Origin of the sequence: Collinsella aerofaciens, from assembly GCF_040926405.1 — a bacterium.
In the GTDB taxonomy this organism is placed as follows: domain Bacteria; phylum Actinomycetota; class Coriobacteriia; order Coriobacteriales; family Coriobacteriaceae; genus Collinsella.
In genome coordinates, this window is sequence record NZ_JBCOIG010000025.1 from 1 (window position 1) to 23,971 (window position 23,971).

At 58.4% G+C, this 23,971-nt stretch carries 18 protein-coding genes, 1 tRNA gene and 1 pseudogene; 12 read left to right on the forward strand and 8 right to left on the reverse strand.

The window, feature by feature from the left end:
• Positions 1-378: 378 nt before the first annotated feature.
• The 4 genes from AB5758_RS08175 to AB5758_RS08190 all read right to left on the reverse strand — a co-directional run bounded on the left by AB5758_RS08175 (position 379) and on the right by AB5758_RS08190 (position 5,125).
• Positions 379-453, reverse strand: a tRNA-Gln gene (locus tag AB5758_RS08175).
• A gap of 38 nt (positions 454-491) precedes the next feature.
• The gene (locus AB5758_RS08180) at positions 492-1,397 is read right to left on the reverse strand and encodes a peptidoglycan-binding domain-containing protein (RefSeq protein WP_368141338.1); all 906 of its coding nucleotides are present in this window, start codon (positions 1,395-1,397) and stop codon (positions 492-494) included.
• A 138-nt stretch (positions 1,398-1,535) separates the two neighbouring features.
• Complete coding sequence (locus AB5758_RS08185; RefSeq protein ID WP_271738203.1) at positions 1,536-2,549, reverse strand: polyprenyl synthetase family protein; 1,014 nt, start codon at positions 2,547-2,549, stop codon at positions 1,536-1,538.
• Positions 2,550-2,674: 125 nt separating this feature from the next.
• Positions 2,675-5,125: a PTS transporter subunit EIIC gene (locus AB5758_RS08190; RefSeq protein ID WP_368141337.1), complete on the reverse strand. Its 2,451-nt coding sequence runs from the start codon at positions 5,123-5,125 to the stop codon at positions 2,675-2,677.
• Between the two features lie 229 nt (positions 5,126-5,354).
• Between AB5758_RS08190 and AB5758_RS08195 the strand changes: the two genes are divergently transcribed.
• The 5 genes from AB5758_RS08195 to AB5758_RS08215 all read left to right on the forward strand — a co-directional run bounded on the left by AB5758_RS08195 (position 5,355) and on the right by AB5758_RS08215 (position 10,746).
• Complete coding sequence (locus tag AB5758_RS08195; protein ID WP_035137765.1) at positions 5,355-6,074, forward strand: GntR family transcriptional regulator; 720 nt, start codon at positions 5,355-5,357, stop codon at positions 6,072-6,074.
• A 306-nt stretch (positions 6,075-6,380) separates the two neighbouring features.
• Positions 6,381-7,697, forward strand: coding sequence for an ABC transporter substrate-binding protein (locus tag AB5758_RS08200; RefSeq protein ID WP_006235863.1), 1,317 nt, complete (start codon positions 6,381-6,383; stop codon positions 7,695-7,697).
• Between the two features lie 87 nt (positions 7,698-7,784).
• Positions 7,785-8,639 carry a carbohydrate ABC transporter permease gene (locus AB5758_RS08205; protein ID WP_006235864.1) on the forward strand — a complete coding sequence of 285 codons (855 nt, stop codon included), beginning with the start codon at positions 7,785-7,787 and terminating at the stop codon, positions 8,637-8,639.
• A complete protein-coding gene (locus tag AB5758_RS08210; protein ID WP_022095055.1) occupies positions 8,639-9,478 on the forward strand; it encodes a carbohydrate ABC transporter permease in 840 nt (279 codons plus the stop codon). The genes AB5758_RS08205 and AB5758_RS08210 overlap by 1 nt, the downstream gene beginning before the upstream one ends.
• 68 nt (positions 9,479-9,546) lie before the next feature.
• Positions 9,547-10,746: an ABC transporter ATP-binding protein gene (locus AB5758_RS08215; protein WP_035137764.1), complete on the forward strand. Its 1,200-nt coding sequence runs from the start codon at positions 9,547-9,549 to the stop codon at positions 10,744-10,746.
• A gap of 373 nt (positions 10,747-11,119) precedes the next feature.
• On the opposite strand, the gene glgP is transcribed toward AB5758_RS08215, so the two are convergent.
• The 3 genes from glgP to galE form a co-directional block, all read right to left on the reverse strand.
• On the reverse strand, positions 11,120-13,387 hold the full coding sequence (gene glgP, locus AB5758_RS08220) for a glycogen/starch/alpha-glucan family phosphorylase (protein ID WP_368141336.1): 2,268 nt from the start codon (positions 13,385-13,387) through the stop codon (positions 11,120-11,122).
• Positions 13,388-13,515: 128 nt separating this feature from the next.
• Positions 13,516-15,033 (reverse strand): 4-alpha-glucanotransferase, encoded by a 1,518-nt coding sequence (malQ, locus tag AB5758_RS08225; RefSeq protein WP_368141335.1) that lies wholly within the window; start codon positions 15,031-15,033, stop codon positions 13,516-13,518.
• Between the two features lie 207 nt (positions 15,034-15,240).
• Positions 15,241-16,302 carry a UDP-glucose 4-epimerase GalE gene (gene galE / locus AB5758_RS08230; RefSeq protein ID WP_006235870.1) on the reverse strand — a complete coding sequence of 354 codons (1,062 nt, stop codon included), beginning with the start codon at positions 16,300-16,302 and terminating at the stop codon, positions 15,241-15,243.
• A gap of 266 nt (positions 16,303-16,568) precedes the next feature.
• Here galE and AB5758_RS08235 point away from each other — a divergent pair, with 266 nt between their 5' ends.
• Positions 16,569-17,774, forward strand: a complete 1,206-nt coding sequence (locus AB5758_RS08235; RefSeq protein WP_368141334.1) for a coiled-coil domain-containing protein — start codon at positions 16,569-16,571, stop codon at positions 17,772-17,774.
• A gap of 221 nt (positions 17,775-17,995) precedes the next feature.
• Here the strand turns inward: AB5758_RS08235 and murB are convergent, their stop codons facing one another.
• Positions 17,996-18,958 (reverse strand): UDP-N-acetylmuramate dehydrogenase, encoded by a 963-nt coding sequence (murB, locus tag AB5758_RS08240; RefSeq protein WP_368141333.1) that lies wholly within the window; start codon positions 18,956-18,958, stop codon positions 17,996-17,998.
• A gap of 183 nt (positions 18,959-19,141) precedes the next feature.
• Here murB and AB5758_RS08245 point away from each other — a divergent pair, with 183 nt between their 5' ends.
• The 6 genes and pseudogenes from AB5758_RS08245 to AB5758_RS08270 all read left to right on the forward strand — a co-directional run.
• Positions 19,142-20,170, forward strand: coding sequence for a LacI family DNA-binding transcriptional regulator (locus AB5758_RS08245; protein WP_006235873.1), 1,029 nt, complete (start codon positions 19,142-19,144; stop codon positions 20,168-20,170).
• A 248-nt stretch (positions 20,171-20,418) separates the two neighbouring features.
• The gene (locus AB5758_RS08250; protein ID WP_117646642.1) at positions 20,419-20,907 is read left to right on the forward strand and encodes a hypothetical protein; all 489 of its coding nucleotides are present in this window, start codon (positions 20,419-20,421) and stop codon (positions 20,905-20,907) included.
• Between the two features lie 38 nt (positions 20,908-20,945).
• Positions 20,946-21,713, forward strand: coding sequence for a GntR family transcriptional regulator (locus AB5758_RS08255; protein WP_138113437.1), 768 nt, complete (start codon positions 20,946-20,948; stop codon positions 21,711-21,713).
• The gene (locus AB5758_RS08260; RefSeq protein ID WP_368141332.1) at positions 21,698-22,411 is read left to right on the forward strand and encodes a GntR family transcriptional regulator; all 714 of its coding nucleotides are present in this window, start codon (positions 21,698-21,700) and stop codon (positions 22,409-22,411) included. The genes AB5758_RS08255 and AB5758_RS08260 overlap by 16 nt, the downstream gene beginning before the upstream one ends.
• A gap of 193 nt (positions 22,412-22,604) precedes the next feature.
• Positions 22,605-23,720, forward strand: coding sequence for an SIS domain-containing protein (locus AB5758_RS08265; protein ID WP_138113435.1), 1,116 nt, complete (start codon positions 22,605-22,607; stop codon positions 23,718-23,720).
• A gap of 60 nt (positions 23,721-23,780) precedes the next feature.
• Positions 23,781-23,971, forward strand: a pseudogene (locus AB5758_RS08270) (SIS domain-containing protein); the annotation flags it as partial.

Genomic DNA, 23,971 nt, shown 5'->3' on the forward strand with positions numbered 1-23,971 from the left:
GACTCGGGAAGCTTCGACCGCATGCTCAACAACTAGGGCGTTCGGCCCCGGGAGAGCGGGGACACCGGCTTAGGTTTCCTGCTCTACAGTCCTGCTCACGACGGAGGCCACATTAAGTGGCCTCCTGTTCGTGCGGAACTCGCGATAAACCTAAGCCGGTGTCCCCGCTCTCCCGGGGCCTGTGGTTACCTGGTTGTTGCATGCGGCTCGCTTTTCGGAACTGGGCTGATATTTTCTTGATGTTAGGCGCTCTTGGTCCTAATGGGCTTGGGGCGCCTTCGCGTTTCCTCAGCTCTGCACCCTTGCGGGTTCGAATCCCTCCGCTTGCCCACAAGAAAGCGCCCTGGGCCGTTATGGGCTCAGGGCGCTCAATTTTAATGGCTGGGACGGAGGGATTCGAACCCCCAACAGCCGGCACCAAAAACCGGAGTTCTACCGTTGAACTACGTCCCAATGTATGGTGTTGCCCAAAAGCAACTCGTTTAGTTTACCTAATCTGCGAGGGCATCGCAAACGCCGTCGAGCAGGCGTACGGCGAGTGTCTGCGCGTCGCTGGCCGTGAAGGTGCCGTTGTAGCGCGTCATGCCCGTGAGCTCAATGCGAATGCGTGCCGGCTTCTGCTGCGCGGTGACATTGGCAGTGCGGATGCGCTGGGCCAGGTTGTGGCACTCGGCGAGGGCGATCGTGGCGCGCGGCGCTGCATCTGCGGGCAGCTCATCGCTTGCGATCTCGAGCACTAGGTCAACGTCGGTTGGGACCTCGGAGTCGCAGAGCATCATGCCGCTGTTGTCGGTCGTTGCCGTGGCGATATTCCACATGCGCGACGCAACGCTGCGTGCGATGGGGTCCTCGCCGATAACGGCAATCTGGAAGCGCTCGAGCACGTTGGCGGCGCGAGCAAAACCGATACGGGACTCGGCTTCGGTGACCGAGGGCTTGCCCTCCCACACATGGTGCAGGCGGTTGATGTAGGCGTAGGTGTCCTGGAAGGCCATGCCGTCGGCAAACAGGCCGACATTTTCCTGGAACTGCTGCAGGGCGGCCTCGGTATGCGGACCAAAGTAGCCGTCGTCTTCGCCACAGGCAAAGCCCAAAACGTTGAGAGCGCGCTGCAGGGCCTGCACATCGGCGCCATGGAAATTGGGCATGCGCAGATAGAGGGTGCGGTCGCCCAGCTTATACGAAGCGTCTACAAGGGCGCTCCAGCAGGGGATATCGACGGCATGACCGGCAGCAAGGCCGCTGTCGAGCCTGAAGGTGCTGACGGCCTGCTCAGTGGTGGCTCCAAAGTACTTGTCGGTGACTTCGGCGGCATCAATCGTGTAGCCGAGCTGCAGGAGACGAGACTGCACGTCCTCGACGGCTGCTCCTTGCATGCCCGTTGTAATAGGTTCCATGAACGAACCCCTTTCGGCGTACCATTCGTACTATTTGAGCGTCTGTCGGATAGACAACGCAAAGGGATGCATAAACATGCACTCAACAGTGTAGCAAGTTGTGCCTAAATACGCTGCTGACAGGTTTTATAACCCCCGTTAGTTAAGGCGCTCCACAAAGAAATCTGCCATGGAGAGGAACAGCTCGCGTGCGTGCGGATCAAGCTCAACGTTCTCGATGGCCGCTTTGGCCTTAGCGGTCAGGTCGAGCGCGTAAGTGTGGGCGTAGTCGATGGAGCCGGTCTCCTGGAAGATCTCCACGGCGCGTGCGAGCTGCGCGGGATTATCGGTGCCTGAGGAAAGAATCGCCTCGACCTCGCCGTGGTGGCGCTCATCAGAGAGGGCGTGTACGGCGACAAGCGTGCGCTTGCCCTCGGTGATGTCGGTGCGGAAGTCCTTGTTGGCGGCTTCCTTAGTGCCGACAAGGTTGAGCAGGTCGTCCTGAATCTGAAAGGCAAGGCCCGTGTGCAGGCCAAAGGCGCGCAGCGCTTCGATTTGCTCATCGTTGCCGCCGCCGATAATGGCTCCGGCGGCAAGCGGCGTGGCTCCGCTGTAAAACGCGGTCTTGTGCGTCGCCATGTCCAGGTAGTCATCAACCGAGATATCAAAGCGCCCGTCGCGGACCCAACCCAGGTCGAGTGCTTGACCCTCGATGGTGCGGACGATCATCTCGGTAAGCTCGTGGAGCACGCGCAGCTTCACGTCGGACTCCAGCGTAGGGTCGTCGAGAACCGTCTTGGTGACCATGGTGAGCGCCAGGTCGCCACAATTGATGGCAAGGCCCGTGCCCTCGGTAAGGTGCATGCAGGGCTTGCCTCGACGAAGCTGTCCGTTGTCGGCGATGTCGTCGTGGATCAGCGCGCCCGACTGGAAATGCTCGATGGCTGCCGCGGCGCTGCGGGCGCTCTCAAAGCTACCGCCCACTGCGGTTGCGGCGAGCATGCAGATAAGCGGGCGGTGGCGCTTGCCGGCGTTGGCCGTAAAAGCCGAGAGCGGCGCATACAGGTAGCGCTCGATATCGGCAGAGGTCGCCTGTCCGTCAAAGAACGTGGCCAGATAGTCGTTAATCTGGTCAAAGTGCTGGGCTAAAAAGCTGGTAAACGGACTGGACACGGGTTCTCGCATTCTTTCTGAGGTTGCATTGATGCAATATGCAGACAACATATTGCCACATCAGGGCGTTTGGCGCGGCAGTTTTGGCGATTTAGGACAACAGGCGTGCGTTTGATGGAGTGTGCCTAAATCAGCCTAAAATGCTCGAGCGCCGCAACGACACCGTCGTGATCGACGGTGTCGGTCACGTAATCGGCCTTATCCTTGAGATAGTCCGGCGCATTGCCCATGGCGATACCGACATCGACGGCGTTCATCAGCGAGACGTCATTGCTGGCGTCGCCAATGCCGTATACGGTTCCGTGGTGGGGGTCGAGGGCGTCGAGTACAGACTGGATGCCCCCGCGCTTCGTGCATTCGCGGGGCGAGATTTCGGTTACCTCGAGTTCGAGCTCGTTAAAGCACAGCAGCGGCTCAAGTGCCTTATCTTGAGCGATGTGGTTGGCGAGCGATGTAGACATCAAGATCTTGTAGACACTGTAATGTTGCAGCTGCGTGACTGCGTCGCCCAGGGTGCGCGCGTATCCGGGGGCATCGGGGGCATCGGCACTCATGCGCACGACGCCGTTGAGGCCCTCAAAGCGGATGACCTCGCCCGATTGCTCAAGATAGGGGGCAAGATGCTGCAGCATGCTGGGCGTCATCGACAGATCGCGAATTGCGTGTCCGTTGATCTCGGCGTAACCGCCCGCAAGACAGACGATGCCGGTCCAGGGCAGCTCAAGAAGTTTGGGGTGGATGCAGCTGAGGGTGCGCCCCGTGCAGATAAAGGCCATGTTGCCGTTGGCGACAAACTCGCGGATTGCCTGCGAAACCGCCTCGTTGGGATAGGGGGAGAGGTCCCGCTCGTCTTCGGGAAGGTCTTGGGCGAGCCTGGGGTCTTGCCAGGCGAGCGTTCCGTCGATATCGAAGAAGCAGATATCGCCGCGCTTATGGGCTGCGCTGGCGGCAGGGGAGGCCGAGGTGGTGGGCACAAATTCCGGCTCGAGGCCCATGATCTGGTCAAAATGCTCTTTAACGCGGGGAACGGAGATGCCGATGACCACCTGGGCGGTCTTGCCCGTAATGATGAGGCCCTTGGCGCCCACCGCGACAAACGACGCGTTATCTGCAACGATGGAAGGGTCTGCGACCTCGACGCGCAGGCGCGTGGCGCAGTTGGTTGCGCCCACGATATTGCCAACGCCACCTAAAAGCTGAATTACCCGCTCAGCGAGGACGTGATCTTGATCGGATCGACTATCGACCTCGTCATTGGGGGATTGCTCTTTGGCAAAGTCGCTTCCCGTTAAACAATCGATTGCCGCGCGATTGGCAACATGATCCTCGCGGCCCGGTGTCTTAAGGTCATAGACCAAGATGAGTGCTCGAAAACTAACAAAAAAGATGAGGCTAAAGGCAAGGCCGATACCGAGCGCCAAAAGATAGGCACCGGCATGCGTGCGCATGAGCGGAATAAAGTTGAAGGCTGCCATCTCCATGAGGCCGCCCGAGAAGATGCCGACGATGCCAAAGAGATTCATGGTTGTGGCAAGGCAAGACGATAAGACGGCGTAGAGCAAAAAGAGCCCGGGGTGGGTGAACATAAAGAGAAACTCGAGTGGCTCGGTAACGCCGCAAACCACCGAGGCGACGATGGCGGGCAAAAGGATGACCTTAAGGCCGGCGCGGCGCTCTGGTTTTGCGGTGGAGTAGAACGCGGCTGCGATGGCGGGAAGGCCAAAGAGCTTGACCCAGCCGGTGGCGGTAAAACCGGCCCACGGCGCAAGTTCATTAAGGGGGCGCGTGCTATGGGAGAGGATGGGGAGCAAGCTGCTCCACGTGGCGTAGATGCCGTCGTTAATGACCAGGTTGTCGTAGTAGATCGGCATGTAGAGCAGGTGGTGCAGCCCCATGGGCTCGAGCGCTCGCTCCAAAAGCACAAAGATGCCCACGCCAAAGGGGCCGACGCTCGTAAGTGCATGGCGCAGCGTTTCGGTCATTGCGTATACGGAGGGCACGATGGCGGCCGAGATAGCGGCAAGGGCAAACACGGCAAAAAAGCTGATGAGGTAGACCAGCGAGGAGCCCGAGAAGGTGCCGAGCCAATCGGGAACCTTGGCATCGTAGAAGCGGTCATGGATGGCGACGACGGTTGCCGATACCGCCAGCGGGCCGATAATGCCGGTGTCGAGCGTCTTGATGCCGTCGATGATGGTGATGCCGCTAGCGGAGGTCAAAGACGACGGGTACTTAAGTCCAAGATTGTCTCCGCTCAGCTTAATGATCTCGCTCAAAAAGAAGCAGTAGGCAAAATAGGCGACGAGAGCCTCGAGGCAGCAACGAGCCGGTTGTTTTTGGGCAAGACCGATGGGCAGCGCTACGGCAAAAAGGAGCGGGAGGCGTTTAAAGACCGTCCACGAGCCGCGCTGGATGATGGTCCAAAAAGCGTACCAAGGGGTTCCGTATACGGCGAGATCGCCGACGATGTCCGCAGTCGTTGCGAGAGCGGAGACGCCGACCATGAGGCCTGATATAGAAAACAGCATGGCGGGCGCGAACATTGCCCCGCCAAAGCGTTGGATTTTTTGCAGCATGTTCTGCCTTCCGAATATCGAGGCGCGTTGCGCGTGGGGAAACGTTTAAACAATGGATTCATTGTAGAGGACCAGACGAGTGTCGTACCGGCAGTTTTGAGCGAAACCGATTTGGGCATGACAGAAACCGTCAACGGCTAAATCCTGTCGCTTCACCGATATTCGGTTTAAACAACTTTAAGAAATGCTATCGTGCCTAGCCGGAAATGAATAATGTAGAGGTGAAACAATGCCAAAAGCGATATACGAAGGAATCTACCGAGAAATACGCTCGCGCATCATTAATGGGACCTATGCGTTTCAGGAGATGCTGCCAACCGAAGCCGAGCTGACCGCGGAGTTCGGATGCACTCGCAATACCGTCCGTCGCGCCTTGGGTATGCTGGCCGACGGGATGTTTGTGCAGCCCATACACGGCAAGGGCGTGCGCGTTATTTGGCTTAAGGGCGAAACCGACATGTTGGGCGCACTCGAAGAGGTTGAGTCGTTTGGCGAGTTTGCAAAGCGCAACAATGCCGTTGCATCGACGGACGTTAAGTCTTTCGAACATCTGGTTTGCACCGAGCAACTCTCTCGTCACCTGGGCTTTAAGGTGGGCGAGGAGTTGATTCGCGTAGTGCGTGTCCGAAGCCTCAACGGCAACGCGCGCCAAGTGGACCATGGCTATTTTTTGGCGTCGATCGCCAAGGGCCTGACTCCCGAGATCGCGGCAGATTCTATTTACGGCTATCTGGAGCACAAGCGCGGTGTCAAAGTGATGGCGAGCCGTCGTACGGTGAGTGTCGAGCTCGCCAACGATGAGGACTGCAGCTATCTTGACCTCGGCAAATACAACTGCGTTGCCGTCATGGAGAGTCAGTCGTACACCTCGGATGGCATCTTGTTTGAGGTGACGCACACTCGCACACACCCCGAGATCTTCCATTACCGCGTCAATTCCAAGCGATAGCCGGCTAGCTCGCAGCCTGACGAGACTTATGGCCTCAAAGAGAAAACGCCCGGTCAAACCGACGGTACATCGGCTTGACCGGGCGTTTTCTCTGCATTAGATAACAAATAATTGTTTATACAAAACTTGTCAAGTATCAAGTTGAAATTACCGTTCACCAAAGTTTTTCTACCGCTCTAGTAATACTTGTTCAAACAACTAGCCAAATAGCGTATCGTTCAAATCAGCAAAAGGGGCAAAGTCCCCGAGCCAATCTCCGAAGGCGGCGGCAAAGGGTGCCGCCACGGTGTGAAAGGGTGGATTGTAATGAAGAACGAAATGAGCAGAAGGCAGTTCCTGGGCTTTGCTGGTTCCGCGGCTGCAGTTCTTGGTCTGGGCCTCGTGGGTTGCGGTGGTTCTGCCGGCTCCGGCTCCTCTGCTTCTGGTGACGCTGCCGAGGTCTACTTCCTCCAATTCAAGCCCGAGGTCGACAAGGAGTGGAAGGAGATCGCCAAGGCCTATAAGAAGGAGAAGGGCGTCGAGGTCAAGATCGTGACCGCCGCTTCCAACACCTACGAGGAGAAGCTTAAGTCCGAGATGTCCAAGAGCTCCGCTCCGACCCTGTTCCAGGTCAACGGCCCCACCGGTCTTAAGAACTGGAAGGATTACTGCGCCGACCTGTCCGATACCAAGCTCCGCGGTGAGCTCATTGACGACTCCCTGGCTCTGCAGTCCGACGGCAAGGATGTGTGCATCGACTGGGTCCAGGAGAGCTTCGGCATCATCTACAACAAGCAGCTGCTCGAGAAGGCTGGCTACAAGGCCGAGGACATCAACTCCTTCGACAAGCTGAAGGCTTGTGCCGACGACATCCAGGCCCGCAAGGACGAGCTTGGTGTCGAGGGTGCCTTCACTTCCGCCGGCATGGACGACTCCTCCAGCTGGCGCTACACCACCCACCTTGCCAACATGCCGCTCTACTACGAGTTTGAGAAGGAGCACAACCAGGAGGACGACGAGATCAAGGGTGAGTTCCTCGACAACTACAAGCAGATCTTCGACCTGTACATCACCGACTCCACCTGCGATCCTTCGCAGCTTGCTTCCAAGACCGGCGACGACGCCACCAACGAGTTCGCAACCGGCAAGGCCGTCTTCTACCAGAACGGCTCTTGGGCCTACTCTGACCTCGTCAAGGCCGGCATGACCGACGATCAGATTGGCATGATGCCGATCTACATCGGTGTTGACGGCGAGGAGAACCAGGGCCTGTGCTCCGGCGGCGAGAACTACTGGTGCGTCAGTTCCCAGGCTTCCGAGGATGCCCAGAAGGCCACCGAGGACTTCATGTATTGGTGCGTCACCGCTGACACCCCGACCAGCATCATCGCCGACAAGATGGGCCTGACCGCTCCGTTCAAGAGCGCCAAGGAGACCACCAACGTCTTCTCGCAGCAGGCCGTTGCCATGGCCAAGGACGGCAAGAAGACCGTCGCTTGGGACTTCGTCTACATTCCCTCCGAGGAGTGGAAGAAGAACCTCAAGCAGGCTCTGATTGCCTACGCTGCCGATAACAGCAAGTGGGACGGCGTCAAGAACGCCTTCGTCGATGGCTGGAAGACCGAGAAGGCCGCTTCCGAGTAAGCAGTTGCTGCCCAAGCTATCTGATTAGCGACAGGGGGCGGGCAGACGTTGGTTTGCCCGCCCCCTGCATATTGAAAGGACCCTTTTATGGGCAAAGCACTCAAGCGCTGGTGGCCGCTCTTTATGCTGCCCACGTGCCTGGCGTTTATGATCGGGTTCGTGATCCCTTTTATCCAGGGCTTCTATCTCTCGTTCTGCCAGTTTATTATCATTAGTAACGCGCACTTTGTCGGTATCGAGAACTACGTGCGCGCGCTGTCCGATCCGCAGTTCTCCACGTCGTTCTTCTTTACCGTGGCGTTTGCCTTCCTGTCGACGGTGCTCATCAACGTGATCGCCCTGGCCATTGCGCAGGCGCTCACCCGCAAGGCGCTCAAAGGCACCAACATCTTCCGTACGATCTTCTTTATGCCTAACCTGATCGGCGGCATCGTGCTGGGCTACATTTGGCAGATTCTGATCAACTGCCTGCTCTCCAACGTGGGCGCCCAGCTCATCGCTCTTAACTCTGCTGCTGGCTTCTGGGGCCTTATCATCCTGACCCTGTGGCAGCAGGTCGGCTACATGATGATCATCTACATCGCTGGTCTGCAGTCCATTCCGTCCGACTACATCGAGGCCGCCAAGGTCGACGGCGCTACGGCATGGCAGACGTTTTGGAAGGTTAAGATCCCTAACCTGATGCCGACCATCACCATCTGCCTGTTCCTGTCCATCACCAACGGCTTTAAGCTGTTCGACCAGAACCTCGCCCTTACCGGCGGCGCCCCCGCGCACTCCACCGAGATGCTCGCCCTGAACATCTACAACACGTTCTATTCGCGTGCCGGTATCGCATGGCAGGGCATTGGTCAGGCCAAGGCGGTTATCTTCTGCATCCTGGTCGTGGCCATCTCCATGATCCAGCTTAAGGCCACGAGGTCCAAGGAGGTGCAGCAGTAATGAAACGCGATAAGGTTATCAACCGCGCGCTCTCGATTTTCTTTACGATCCTGTCGCTCGCGTGGATCTACCCCGTGTTCATGATTGCGCTTAATTCTTTTAAGAAAGCGACCGCAATCAGCACCACCACGGCATTCGATCTGCTCACGCCCGAGACGTTCAACGGCCTCGCAAACTACATGCACGCCCTTAACGAGCAGGGCTTTGCCTCGGCATTTATGTACTCGCTCATCATCACGGTCACGTCGGTCGTGCTGATCTTGGTGTGCTGCTCCATGTGCGCTTGGTACGTGGTTCGTGTCAACAACAAGATCTCGAACTTCTTCTATTACCTGTTCGTGTTCTCGATGGTCGTGCCGTTCCAGATGCTCATGTTCACGCTGTCCAATTTGGCGGACCGCATCGGCTTTAACACGCCGTTCAACATCTGCTTTATCTATCTGGGCTTTGGCGCGGGCCTGGCGGTCTTTATGTTCGCCGGTTTTGTAAAGAACATCCCGCTCGAGATCGAGGAGGCGGCCATGATTGATGGCTGCAACCCGGTCCAGGTGTTCTTTAAGATCGTCCTTCCCATCATGAAGCCCACCTATCTTTCGGTCGGCATCCTCGAGACCATGTGGGTCTGGAACGACTATCTGCTGCCCTACCTTACGCTCGACTCCACCAAGTACAAGACCATTCCTATCTTGATTCAGTACTTCCGCGGCGGCTACGGCCACGTCGAGCTCGGCCCCATGATGGCCTGCATCATGATGGTCGTTATCCCCATCGTTATCATGTACATCCTCTGTCAGAAGTACATCATCGACGGCGTGGTGGCAGGTGCCGTCAAGGGCTAATGCCGTAACTGTTTTGCAAGTTTCTGCGGCGCCCCTCAGCGCGGCGCCGCATATCGAAAGGTAGAGACATGGCCGAGATCGTTCTCAAACATGTTCAGAAGGTGTATCCCAACAACGAGTCAAAAAAGAAAGGCTTCTTTGGCAAAAAGAAGAAGACCGAGGAGAAGAAGCACAACCTCAAGGTTACCGAGGACGGTGTGCTCGCTGTAGAGGACTTCAACCTCACCGTTCACGACCAGGAGTTCGTCGTCCTCGTTGGCCCCTCTGGCTGCGGTAAGTCCACGACGATGCGCATGGTCGCCGGCCTGGAGGACATTACCTCGGGCGATGTGCTCATCGACGGCAAGCGTGTCAACGACGTGGCGCCCAAGGACCGCGACATCGCCATGGTGTTCCAGAGCTACGCTCTGTACCCCAATATGACGGTGTACGAGAACATGGCATTTACGCTCGAGCTCAAGAAGGTTCCCAAGGACGAGATCGACCGCAAGGTTCGCTCTGCTGCCGAGATTCTGGGCATTACCGAGTACCTCGACCGTAAGCCCAAGGCGCTCTCCGGCGGCCAGCGCCAGCGTGTCGCTATCGGCCGCGCCATCGTGCGTGACCCCAAGGTCTTCCTGATGGACGAGCCGCTGTCCAACCTAGACGCCAAGCTTCGTAACCAGATGCGTGCCGAGCTCATTAAGCTGCGCCACGAGATCAAGGGCACGTTCATTTATGTTACTCACGACCAGACCGAGGCTATGACCCTCGGTGACCGTATCGTGGTCATGAAGGACGGCGTTGTCCAGCAGATCGCCACGCCGCAGGAGGTCTTCAACCATCCCGCGAACATCTTCGTCGCCGGCTTCATCGGCGTGCCGCAGATGAACTTCTTCGATGCCCAGCTGGTGCGCTCGGGCAACGGCTTTACCGTCAAGACCGAGGATATGAACGTGGCGCTCGCCCCCGAGACTTGCGCTCAGCTTGCCCTCAACTGGGACGGCGGCGACGTGAAGGAGATTACGGCCGGCGTGCGTCCCGAGCAGATCCTGCTTGCCGACAAGGGCGAGGAGGGCGCGCTCCAGGGTACCGTCGAGGTGACCGAGCTCATGGGCTCGACCGAGCATGTCCACGTGACCGCTCCCGACGGCCAGTTTGTCCTGATTATCCCCGTCGTCGACCTCGAGGCCAAGGGCGCGCTCAAGGCTGGCGACACCATCTGGTTCAAGTTCGAGAAGAACGCGACCCACCTCTTCGATAAGGTCTCTGGCAAGAACCTTATCTAGGCCCGGTGCATCCAGGCCCTCCCTTTGGGCGACTGCGGTATTGCCATCCTTTTGCCGCGGTCACATATAAGGCTCCCCTCCCGTCCACTGGGCGAGAGGGGAGCCTTTCTTTGTGTTGGGACCGTTCATCTGTCAGTTTGTCTTGATCTGTAACAGGAGGAGGGCCAAATTGGGTCTACCTGTTACAGATCGAGATGAATTTAACGGAGGAATCTGTTTGTCTTGATCTATAACAGGTAGACCCAATTATGTCGGCTAGATGTTACAGGTCGAGATTTTTGGTCGAGGCAGGCCACGGGCAACACAGGGACACAAAAAACGGAGCCGCGTTGCCACGGCTCCGTTTCTCAAGAGGATGGGTAAGGGAAGCGAATTAGCCCAGGTGCCAAATCTCGTCGTTGTACTGGGAGATCGTGCGGTCGGACGAGAAGGTGCCGGCGTTGGCGATGTTGATCAGCGCCTTGCGCAACCAAGCACCCTGGTCCTCGTAGTCAGCTAGCACGCGCTCCTTGGTCTGGATGTACTCCTCAATGTCGAGCAGGGCCATAAACCAGTCCTTGCCCTTAATGTCGTCGTGCAGGCGCTGCAGGCGCTCGGCGTTGCCGGTTGCCATAAAGGCCGGGTTGGTGATGAAGTCCACCAGCAGTTTAATGCAGGGCTTGCGGTAGAGCGCACCGGCGTCATAGGCGTCGTCGGCGTAGAGCTGCTCGACCTGTTTGGACGAGGCACCAAAGGTATAGATGTTCTCGTCGCCCACGAGCTCGGCAATCTCCACGTTGGCACCGTCGAGCGTGCACAGGGTTAGGGCGCCGTTGAGCATGAACTTCATGTTGGAGGTGCCGCTCGCCTCCTTGGAGGCCAGGCTGATCTGCTCGGAGATGTCAGCGGCGGGGATCACGCGCTCGGCGGCGGTGACGTTGTAGTTCTCGATCATGACAACCTGCAGGTAGGGGGCCACGTCGGGGTCGTTTGCAATCCACTGCGATAGCGTCAAGATCAGATGGATGATGTCCTGCGCGATAGTGTAGGCAGGCGCCGCTTTGCCGCCAAAGATGATGGTGACGGGGTGCTTAGGTCTGTTGCCGTTCTTGATATCGAGGTACTTCCAGATGATGTAGAGCGCGAGCATCTGCTGGCGCTTGTACTCGTGGATGCGCTTGACCTGGACATCGATGATGGCGTTGGAGGGAATGGTCACGCCCTGCTCGAGCGCCATAAACTGGCGCATGATGGCCTTAGCCTCGACCTTGGTGGCGGCCAGGCGCTCAAGAACGTCCTTGTCGTCGGCGAACTTGGCGAGTTTGCTCAGATCGCCGGTGCTGCGCCAGTCGGTGCCGATCACATCGTCGAGCAGGCTGGCGAGCGCGGGGTTGGCCCCATGGATCCAGCGGCGGAAGGTGATGCCGTTGGTCTTGTTGGAGAACTTCTTGGGATAAATCTCGTAGAACGGATGAAGCTCGGTGTCTTCCAGGATCTTGGTGTGGAGGGCGGCTACGCCGTTGATGGAGAAGCCAAAGTGGATATCCATATGGGCCATGTGGACGGTGTCGTGCTCGTCGATGATGGCAACGCGCGGGTCATCGTGCTCGGCCTTTGCGATCTCATCGAGCTTGACGATAATGTCGGCGATGACAGGGGAGACCTTCTGCAGGCTGGCGAGCGGCCACTTCTCGAGCGCCTCGGCAAGAATCGTGTGGTTAGTGTAGGCGACCATGGAGCGTACGATGGTCACGGCCTCGTCAAACTCGATGCCATGCTCGGTGGTGAGCAAGCGAATGAGCTCGGGGATGACCATGGTGGGGTGCGTGTCGTTGATCTGGACCACGGCGTAGTCGGCCAGATCGTGCAGGTTGCTGCCGCGCTCGACGGCCTCGTCGATCAGGAGCTGGGCGGCGTTGCTCACCATGAAGTACTCCTGATAGATGCGAAGTAGGCGGCCCTGCTCATCGGAATCGTCGGGGTAGAGGAACAAGGTGAGGTTCTTGGCGATCTCGGTCTTGTCGAAGTCGATGGAACTGCCGGGGACCAGGCCGTCGTCGACGCTCGCCAGGTCGAACAGACGCAGGCGGTTCTTGGTGGGCTGGCCGTAACCGGGCACATCGATGTTGACGAGCTTGGAGGTAACGGCAAAATCGCCGAACTCGACGGTGTAGGAGCGGTCATCGTCGACTAGGATGTCCTGCTCACCGAGCCACTCGTCGGGGACGGCCTTCTGCTGGTTGTCGACAAAGCGCTGACGGAACAGACCGTAGTGATAGTTGAGGCCCACGCCGTCGCCGGTCAAGCCCAGCGTGGCGATGGAATCCAGGAAGCACGCGGCCAGGCGGCCCAGGCCGCCGTTGCCGAGCGACGGCTCGACCTCGAATTCCTCGATCTTGTTGAGGTCGTGGCCTGCGGCGGTGAGCTGGTCCTTAACCTCGTCGTAGATGCCGAGGTCGATCATATTGTTGATGAGCAGCTTGCCGATCAAAAATTCGGCGGAAATGTAATAGAGCTTTTTCTTGCCGTTGTTGAGCGGGCGGGCGGCGGAGCGCTCCTGCACGAGTTTGACCAGCAGCTTGTAAATGCGACGGTCGTCGAGCTGCTCGAGCGAGGTGCCAAAAGACTGCTCGGCGAGTTCCATGAGGTTAATTCGGGGCATGTTTTCTCCTGTGATGGGTTATTTCATGTCTGCAATTCATAAGAAGCCCGCGCGAGGGGATTGGGGTGGCCTCGCGCGGGAAAAGCAAGCGCGTCCGCACGGTGGGGAGGGGTCGGGCGCGGTAGCTCCTATTGAGGAAGCTCGATTTCGGCTTCCGACGGGATGCGGAAGTAGGTCTCGGTCCAGTCGGTGAGTTTGTGCTCGAGCTCGCGGGTGATGGCGCCGTCGAGCATGCGCCAGGTCCAGTTGCCGCCCAGCGTGGCAGGGGTGTTGATGCGTGCCTCGTTGCCCAAGTTGAGCAGATCCTGCATGGTGTAGATGCACGTGTCGCTCACGCTGGCGGCGATGGTGCGATTGAGTGCATCTGCCATGGGTTCGCCGGCCTGCTGATGGGTGTACAGGGCTGCCTGCTCGCGCTGACGCGGGGTGGCCGTTCCCTCAAACCAACCGCGCGCCGTCTCGTTGTCGTGGGTGCCCACATAGGCGACGGTGTTGGCGATGTAGTTATGCGGCAGGTAGTACGAGTTGGTGCCCTCAAAGGCAAACTGCAGGATCTTCATGCCGGGGAAGCCCGAGTTGTCGCGCATGTCGATGACGCCGGGGGTGAGGAAGCCCAGGTCCTCGGCGATGATAGGCAGCGTGCCGAGCTTTTCCTCGAGCGTCTTGAAGAGCTTGAGGCCGGGGCCCTGCGTCCACGAACCGTAAGACGAGTCGGGTGAAGAGAACGGCACCTCCCAATAGGCCTCGAAGCCGCGGAAGTGATCCAGGCGGATGACGTCGTACATGTCGAGGGCGGCGCGAATGCGGTCCTCCCACCAGGAGAAGCCGTCGGACTCCATGGCGTCCCAGTCGTAGATGGGGTTGCCCCAGTACTGGCCGGTGGCCGAGAACTGGTCGGGCGGCGTGCCGGCGACGCTCACGGGATTGCCGGCGGCGTCGATCTTAAAGAGCTCAGGTGTCGCCCACATCTCGACGGAGTCACGCGAGACATAGATGGGCAGGTCGCCGATGATCAGGATGTCGCGCTCGTTGGCATAGGCCTTGAGGCGGCTCCACTGACGCTCGAAGAAGTACTGCGTCATCTGGTGGTAGAGCATGCGCTCGGGATGGGCGGCGCAGACCTTGGCGGATGCCTCGCCGCGGCGGCGGAGCTCCGCGGACCACTCCCAAAACGCCTTGAGACCGCACTCCTCTTTGACGGTCATAAACTCGCAGTAGGGGATGAGCCAGTCCTCGTTGGCCTGGATAAAGTCATCGAAATCGGCCGGCTTGTCGGCAGCAAAGCGCTCAGCGGCGCGGTCGAGAATCTGACGGCGGCCACCAAAGATGGCACCGTAGTCGACATTGCTGGGGTCGGATCCCAGATACACGCCATCGATATCGCGCTGCTCCAGATACCCTGCCTCGATAAGCTCGGCAAAGTCGATAAAGTTGGGGTTGCCTGCGCGGGCCGAGAACGACTGATAGGGCGAATCGCCATAGCTGGTCGTCGTAAGGGGCAGAATCTGCCAGTAATGTTGTTTGCACGAGGCGAGAAAATCGACGAAGTCGTAGGCATTCCAACCAAAGCCGCCGATTCCGTATGGTCCGGGCAGAGATGAGACGGGCATGAGGACGCCGCTTGCACGCTCCATGAATGCGCTCACCAACCTTCTTGTTGTGGGGTCGGCCTGCCGATGGGTGTGCAGTCCGCCTCCGATGTTCTGATTCGATACGCCTATTGTAAAACATGTTGTTTAAACATGTACAGGCAAGATAAAAAAGTTGGTCGATTTTCGGCGAATGGTTACATGCCATGAAAAAGCCCCGACCTCACAACGTGAGATCGGGGCAAGAGCGGTATGTAGGTTTTGCTACTCGGCGTCGGCGAAGCCGTTGGGGTTGTGGCTCTGCCAGTTCCAGCTATCGCGGCACATGTCCGCGATGTCGTACTGGGCCTTCCAGCCCATCATGCGCTCGGCCTTGGAGGCATCGCACCAGTTGGCAGCGATGTCGCCGGCGCGGCGCTCGCGGATCACGTAGGGCAGCTCCTTGCCACAAGCCTTGGAGAAGGCGGCGACGACCTCGAGTACCGAGGTGCCGGTGCCGGTGCCCAAGTTAAAGATCTCGACGCCGGTCTTGCCGTTCATCCAGTTAAGGGCGGCCACGTGACCAGATGCCAGATCGCACACGTGGATGTAATCGCGCACGCCGGTGCCGTCGGGGGTGGGGTAGTCGTTGCCAAAGACCTGAACGGCCTCGAGCTTGCCCACGGCGACCTGGGCGACATAGGGCACCAGGTTGTTGGGGATGCCCTTGGGATCCTCGCCGATCAGGCCCGACGGATGGGCGCCGATGGGATTGAAATAACGGAGTAACACGACGTCCCACTCGGGGTCGGCGGTGTGGACGTCCATAAGGATCTGCTCGATCATCCACTTGGTCCAACCATAGGGGTTGGTCGCGGGCTTCTTAGGATCCTCCTCGGTGACGGGCGGGTTGTCCGGGTCGCCGTAGACGGTCGAGGAGCTCGAGAAGATGATGGACTTGCAGCCATGGTTGCGCATGACGTCGATGAGCACCAGGGTGTTCTCGATGTTGTTGTGGTAGTACTCGACGGGCTTGCTCACCGACTCGCCGACGGCCTTAAAGCCGGCAAAGTGGATGACGCGGTCGATCTGATGGGTATCGAAGATCTTGTTCATCGCATCGCGGTCGAGCACGTTGGCCTCGTAGAAGGTGAGGTTCTTGGCGGCCTCGTCGCCCACGATGGTCTTGACGCGGTCGACGGCGACGGCGCTGGAGTTGGAGAGATCATCGACGATGACGACCTGGTAGCCACCCTCGAGCAGCTGAACGACGGTGTGCGAGCCGATAAAGCCGGCGCCACCGGTAACGAGGACACAGGTGTCTTTGGGGTCGAGTGCTTTGGACATGTAGTCTCCTATCGAATCAGGAACACTTCTTCAGGGGAGTATAGCGCAGGCAGGGACGCCCAAATCGTGCGCTGTAGGAAAAGCAGAGGATTGTGCTAACGTACTCATAGAAGAGCTTGCGTACGCATAACCTGATCTTTGACATTTGCTTACGAGCCGCTGACCTTGTAGTTTCCTGCCGTTCGTGGAAATCGTTGGGACGCGCCATATGTACGCTAATATGTATGAGTTGAGCGACATATAAATAAGCATGTAACGGAGTACATATGTCACCAAACAGCGATTCCATCCTTTCCCAGGAGCTCTCGCGCCGCACTGCCCTCAAGGCCCTGTTCGGCGCCGCTTCTGCGGCAGTTCTTTTTGGCCTGCCCGCTCGCGCCCATGCGGCGGAGGCTTCCAAAGAAACCACCGATAAACTGAATGCCGCCCAGGCCCAGCTCGACGAGGTTCAGGCCCAGCTCGACAGCATCGCAAATGAGTATGCGGCGCTGGCCAACAAGAATGCCCAGACCCTCAACGACATCGAGAATGTCCAGGGCAAGATTGACGACACGCAGGCCCAGATCGATGAAAAGAAGGCCGAGCTCAAGAAGAAGCGCAACGACCTTTCCGATCGCGTGGCCGCCAGCTACAAGTCCGGCGGCACGAACATCCTGTCGCTGCTGCTGGCCTCTGGCTCGTTTGAGGAACTCGTCGCCAACGCGCATTACGTTGAGAAGATCAACAAGAGCGACCGCGACGCCATCGAGGACATTCAGACCATCCAGGAAGAGCTCGATGCGCAAAAGACCGAGCTCGAGTCGCAGAAGGCCGACTTAGAGAAGCTCAAGGACCAGCAGACTGCCCAGATGCAGGACATGCAGGCCAAGCAGCAAGAAGTCCAGACCGTGCTGAACGGTCTTTCCGACGACGTCAGGGAGCTCATGGCTCAGCGCGATTCCGAGATCCTCGCTGCTGCCCAGGCTGAGGAGGCCGCTAGGAAGGCTGCCGCTGCCGCGGCTGCCGCGAACAAGAACAATTCCTACTCGGGTGGTTCGAGCTCGGGTGGTGGATCGTACGCGCCCGGAACTCCGCAGCAGAATGCCGGCTCGGGCAAACAGCAGGCTGTCGTCAACGCGTGCTACTCCACGCCTTCGCCGGGTCAGAACTGGTGCGCGGCGTGGGTCACCAATGTCTTCCGTAACGCCGGCGTTGGCTACTTTGGAGGCAATGCGTGCGACATGTTTAACGCCTGGTGCTATAGCTCCGACCGCTCGGCGCTGCGGGTGGGCATGATCGTGGCCGATTCCTCGCACAGCGGCACGGGTGCTCCGGGCCTTATCTACGGTCATGTGGGTATCTACGTTGGCGGCGGCATCGTTATGAGCAATGAGGGAGCCATTACGTCTAAGTCGCTCGATTCGTTTATTAGCTTCTATGGCACTGGCTCTGGCGTGCGTTGGGGCTGGCTCGGCGGTATTGCGCTGTCGTAAAGCCGACGGGGCCGCGTGCCCGCCCGCATTATATTTGATTGCCTGCTCGGGCAGTCCTGCGCAAGACGAAGGCCACATTAAGTGGCCTTCTTTGCGTGCGGAACTCGCGATCAATCAAATATAATGCGGGCGGGCACGCGGCCCTCTCGGGTTCGGGGCGCGACACACCGGACTGGGTTATCTGAATGAATATGGTGAAGGCCCCTTTCGGGGCCTTCTTTTTATAAAAATTCGCCTACTCGGTGGACTTCGGGTTCTAGGTCTACGTCGAATTGGCCTTTGACGGTTGTTTGGATGTGGCGGATGAGTTCGTCAACGTCGGCGGCGGTGGCGTGGTTGGCGTTGACGATAAAACCGCAGTGCTTTTCGCTTACCTGCGCGCCGCCAACGGCGTGTCCTCGCAGGCCGGCGTCCATGATGAGCTTGCCGGCAAAGTAGCCCTCGGGGCGCTTGAAAGTGGAGCCGGCACTCGGCATGTCGAGCGGCTGCTTGTCCTCGCGGCGCTGGCGGTAGTCGTCCATGTCGGCCTTGATCATCGCGGCGTTGCCCGGGGCGAGATTGAAGGTGGCCGAAAGCACGATAAAGCCGTCATCGGCGATGCGGCTCTTTCGATAACCCAGGTTGAGCTCGTCGACATCGAACTCGATGATATTGCCGCTGCCGCGGGTGCCGTCGTCGAGCTGGCGAGCGGGTTTGTAGACGCGCACGGACTCCAGCACATCGGCCATGCAGGCACCGTAGGCACCGGCGTTCATGTAGCAGGCGCCGCCGACCGATCCGGGGATGCCCGAGATGGGCTCCATGCCGGTGAGGCAGGCCTCGGCTGCCGCGGCTGCGACATCGGAAAGCAGCGCGCCGGCTGCCGCCGTGACGTGCGTGCCGTCGATCGTAATGTCGGAGAGGCCTTCGCCCAACGCCACGACGACGCCGCGGATACCCTTGTCGCCGACGAGTAGGTCGGAGCCGTTGCCCACGATGGTGAGGGGCAGATCGCAGCGATAGCAGGTATCGAGCGTGGCGACGAGGCCCTGCTCGGTATCGGGCGTGACAAAGACGTCGGCCGGGCCGCCGATCTTAAACGTGGTGTGCTCGCGCATGGGCTCGCTCATCAGTACGTTGTCCTCGCCGGCAACGCCAGCAAGCGCGCACAGCAGGTCCTCGTTAAAAAAGTCGTTCTCGTGCATACGAATATCCGCCTTTTGGTGGTCGTTGTCATCAATCGATTGCAATATACCCCACCCGGACGGATTTGGTGCGCTGGCGGCGATAAAACAGCCGTCTACCGGATTGGTAAAGTGTTTATCACCGAGGTAGAGGGGTAGTCGCTATACTTTCAAGAGATTGCGCGTAAACCCGGAAGGAGCGAGATGGCCAACAAAGTCACCCTCAAGCAGATCGCCCAGGAGGTGGGGCTTTCCCCCTCGTCGGTCTCGCTTGTGCTCAATAATCGGCCCTGTCGCATCTCGGAAGAAAACCGCAAGCTCATCAAAGAGGTCGCGGCGCGCAACCACTATGTTCCCAACCAGATCGCGCGCAGCCTGGTCATGCGCGAGTCGCGCACCCTGGGCCTTATCGTCCCTAACATCGAGAGCCGCTTTTTTGCCTCGCTCGCCGGTAGCCTGGAAAAGCGCTGCCGCGAGGACGGCTATGCGCTCTTCATTACCAGCTCGGGCGGAAGCGCCGATGACGATCTGGAGCTGCTGCGCCAGCTGGTGACGCGCGGCGTTGATGGCGTCTTCCTGGTCGTAGGCGACGAGTTCTCCGACGACCGCGCCCTGCGCGAAGAAGTCAGCCATCTGCCTATCCCTGCCGTGATGGTCGATCGTGCCATTGAGGGGCTCGAGTGCGACAAGGTGATGTTCGACCACGAGATGGGTGGCTACATGGCCACTCGCTATCTGATCGAGCAGGGCCACCGTCGCATTGCCTGCTTGGTTAACGCGCGCCGTTCCAATACGGGGCGTAAGCGACTTGCCGGCTATGAGCGCGCGCTGCGCGAGGTTGGCCTGCCTATCGACGCACGTTTGGAGTTTGAGAGCGAGTACTACATTCCGAGTGCCTATGAGGCCTCGGAGGCGGTGCTCGCAACTGATGCCACCGCTGTGTTCGCAAGTTCGGATAACATCGCCCTCGGTCTGCTCAAGCGCTTGCACGAGATGGGGAAGAGCATCCCGGGCGATATCTCGGTGGTGAGCTATGACAACTCGGCGGCCGACGTTCTCTTTGAGCCGGCGCTGACCGCGATTGAGCAGGATCCTGGTGTCCTTGCGGAGCATGCTTTTGGCTGCATGTCCAAGCGTCTTGCCGGTAGGGGCGGCAGGCGTGCCGAAGAGGTCGTCCTGGAGCCGGCGCTTATCGTTAAGGGCAGCGTGCTCGAACTTACCGAATGTAGCTAAACGTACTTGTTTGTTTGCATAGATTGCATGCGGAGTGTCTGCTATTTGCCGGCGGGGCCGGGGTGCCTGCCTTGTTTTGAGAAGTTCGCGGAGCCCACTTCTCAAAACAAGGCAGGCACCCCGGCCCTCGTCCGTGAACTCTTCCGCTGGGCGAGCCATAGACGCCACGCACCGATGCGATAAAGCAGTGGCTTGAAATTGGTGCTATATTCAGCATGAGTTGTTTAATGCTAGTACGGGAGGCTGATATGGGGCTGTTCAAGAAGAAAAACCCGCAGGATGCCTTTGATTCCGATGTGTTTACCATCACGGATACGATTTTGGACCCGCCGCGGTTTACATTTTTGCCGGCTATCTACCAGGATGCCACGCGCCGCAAGTGGGCCGTGCATCAGCGCGGCGGTGAGCCGAAGATTTTTGACTATGCGGACGTGCTGCAGTGCGAAGTGGCCGAGGCGGGCGATCCGGAGGCCGAAGAAGCGGTCTCTAAACAGGAATTTGCCCAGCGTATCCTGGCAAATCCTGCCAAGGCAGCAAAAATAAATGCTGCCAAGCGTAATATGTGTCTTGGTATGGGCGTTGTTGTGGCGGTTCAGACGGGAAAAGACGAGGTTTCCAAATTAGAGATTCCCGTTATGACCGACGAAGTCAAACGCGATTCAAGTCTATATAAGTCGTATCGGAATGTCGCCGAGAAGATCAAGGCAGAATTTGATGCCATGGGAGGGCTGGCCTAATTTTGGCGGCATACGTTTCTGAATGAGGAGTCTGTGCAATGGCAGGCGAATCTTATGCAATTCCCCCCAAAGATCATGCTGTTGAGGGAATTCTTTGGTATATCCAGCACCATCAGCTTGCCGGCGGCGATCGCCTGCCGGCCGAGCGCGTGCTGTGCGAAGAGATTGGCGTTTCGCGTACGGCGTTGCGTGCCGGTATCACGCGGCTTATCTCGTGTGGAACGCTCGAGAGCCGTCGCGGATCGGGCACGTATGTGTGTCCTCCCAAGCCGCTGAACATCTTCCAGGAAACGTATAACTTTTCCGATGCTGTGCGGACTGCCGGCCTGCACCCCTCTTCTCGTCTGGTTTCCACCGGGACCATCGAGGCGGATGAGGCGCTTGCCGACAAGCTTGGGGTGGCTGTAGGCGCTCCCTTGCTCCGCATGCAGCGCGTTCGACTTATTGAGGGCGAGCCGGCGTCAATCGAGACCGCTCACGTTAACCTGTCCCTGTGCCCATCGCTTCCCGAGCACGATTTTGAGTGTGAGAGCCTTTACGATGTCTTGCTCAAAGAAGGTGGCGTGCGCGTTGAGCATGGACGTGAGCATATCTCCATCTCGCGTTTGAACTTCGAAGAGGCCGAGCTGCTCCAGCAAGAAGAGGGAACGCCGGTGTTCTATGAGAGCTCGATCGAATTTGATAAGGACATGCGTTTTGTGGAGCATTGCAAATCGGTGATTTTGCCCACAAAGTTCCGCTTTGCCGATAACGGCGAAGAGAACGGCATGAGGAGCGTGGCAGGTGAACAATGGCTGAAACAGTAGATGCCACCCCGGTTTATATGCGCATTCGACGCTGCATCGAGGAACGTATCGAGCGCGGTGCATATCCCACGGGTTCCATGATTCCGTCCGAAAAAGACCTCGCCGAGGAATTTGGTACGACACGCTTGACCATCCGAAGCGCTGTCGATGAGCTGGTTCGACGCGGGCAGATTCGCCGTGTTCGGGGAAAAGGTGCCTTTGTGGCGCAGAAAGTACCTGCTTTTTTTGAACGCACGGTCGGTTTCCGTGAATCGGTCCGTGCTTCGGGCGGCGAGCCGTCCGTCCGTATTCTCGCGCGTTCCAAGCGTTATGCGGGGCCATATTACGCCGACCTGTTTGGCATCGCCGAGGACGACCTGCTCTATTCCGTTCGACGCCTGAACTGCATAAACGGTAGCCCCGTATCGATTGAGACGGCGCTGATTCCCTGCCTGCTGTTCCCAATCATCGAAGATATTGACGTGTCGGTCTTCAGTTTGTACGAGACCTATGAGATGCTGGGCCGAAAGCCAGTCATGGCACAGGAAAAGCTCGATATCGAGGCACTGGGCGCACGAGATGCCGGCCTCCTTGGACTGGAACAGGGCGATCTTGTTTTGCTTTTGGAATGCGTGAGCTATGACGCGAGCGGTCAGGCTATCGAGTATGTAAAGTCCTTCAATCGTGGCGATACGGGCGGCTACACCTATACGTACTAGCTGGGGCTTTGCATCGCGCGCGGTAACAGCCGGTCTGTTTGGGCAATTTGACCGACTGTATATACAACCTTACATGGCTCAAAATCGACCGTTCGCCGAAGGGGATAAATTAATCGACAAAGAGGTATCAAAAAGCCGTAACCTGTAACTGTGATTGGTATCAAATACTAATGATTTGTAACGAGGTGAGACGATGAAGATGCTCGATTACGTTCAGCTTGCCCATGTGCGTATGGGGGAGAACCTCGAGCGTTCGTCTGAGCTGGTAGCGCAGCTCGTTGATATTTTCCAGTCCGGTTCTTTTGACGCACTGCGCATCGTTGCTTCGGGTTCGTCGCGCCATGCTGCGGATTGCACCCGCGATTTCCTGCAAGATACGCTGCAGATGCAGGTGTCCGTTGTGACGCCCGAGGCCTTCGTCGATTTTGAACACACCTATCCACAGCATGCGCTCAACATTGCCGTTTCGCAGAGTGGCTATTCGACCAATACGATCGCGGCTCTTGATTACATGCGCGCACACGATATGGCTGCAGTTGCGCTCACGGCAAACGTCGAGGCACCCATCAAGGAACACGCCGACATCGTTCTTGACTACGGTGTGGGTGTCGAGTCGGTGGACTTTGTGACTCTGGGCGTCGAGGTTCTCGTTGAGTACCTGGTGCTCTTTGGTATTTACGGCGGTCAGGCGCGCGGAACGATTGACGCCAAGGGCGTTGCTCAGCGTCTTGATGGCCTGCGCGAGGCTATCCAGGCTAATGCCGTGATGTGCAAGACCGCCGAGGCATATGTCCAAGACCACATGCTCGAGCTTTCTGAGCACACGCCCGCTATGGTCGTCGGCAACGGCCCCAACTACGGTGTTGCCGAGGAGGCGGCGCTCAAACTGAGCGAGACCATCAAGATTCCTGCCATGCATCACGAAGGCGAGGAGTTCGTCCACGGTCCCGAGATGCAGATTGTTCCGGGCTACCTGGTGTTTATTGTCGACGATCCGCAGGGGTCGGAGCGTCTTGCGAATATCGCCGATGCGCTATCGAACGTTACGGCAAAAACGGTGCTGCTCACGGCCCATCCCAAGGGTAGGGCTCACGAGGTTGTGGTGCCTCAGGTGGCTCCGCTGCTCAGTGCAATTCCCAATCTCGTGTTCTTCCAGACGATTGCGGCAATAATCGCCGAGCGTCTGAAGTCATGGGACGTTCACCCGTATCTCGATGCTGTCTCCAAGCAAATGGAGGTCAAGGCGGAGGGCTACGAAGAGTCAGTCAATGCGCTTAAGGCCAAAGCGGCCGAGTGTTACGGAATGTAAGCGGGTTTTGATGCCCGTTGGCATGGGGGATGTGGAAACAACCCCAGAAAGGAGAGACAAATGAAGGAAACCGAGAAGATCGAGATCATGCATTTCGACCAGGAGGGCTATCTCGAGGACGGCAAGGCGCTCTACGAGACCGGCAAGAAGATGACCGCGCTCGCCGACAAGGTTGCCGACGAGGGCTACGACGCCGTGTTCCTGATGGGCGTCGGCGGCACCTGGGACGAGCTCATGCAGCTCGAGTACCT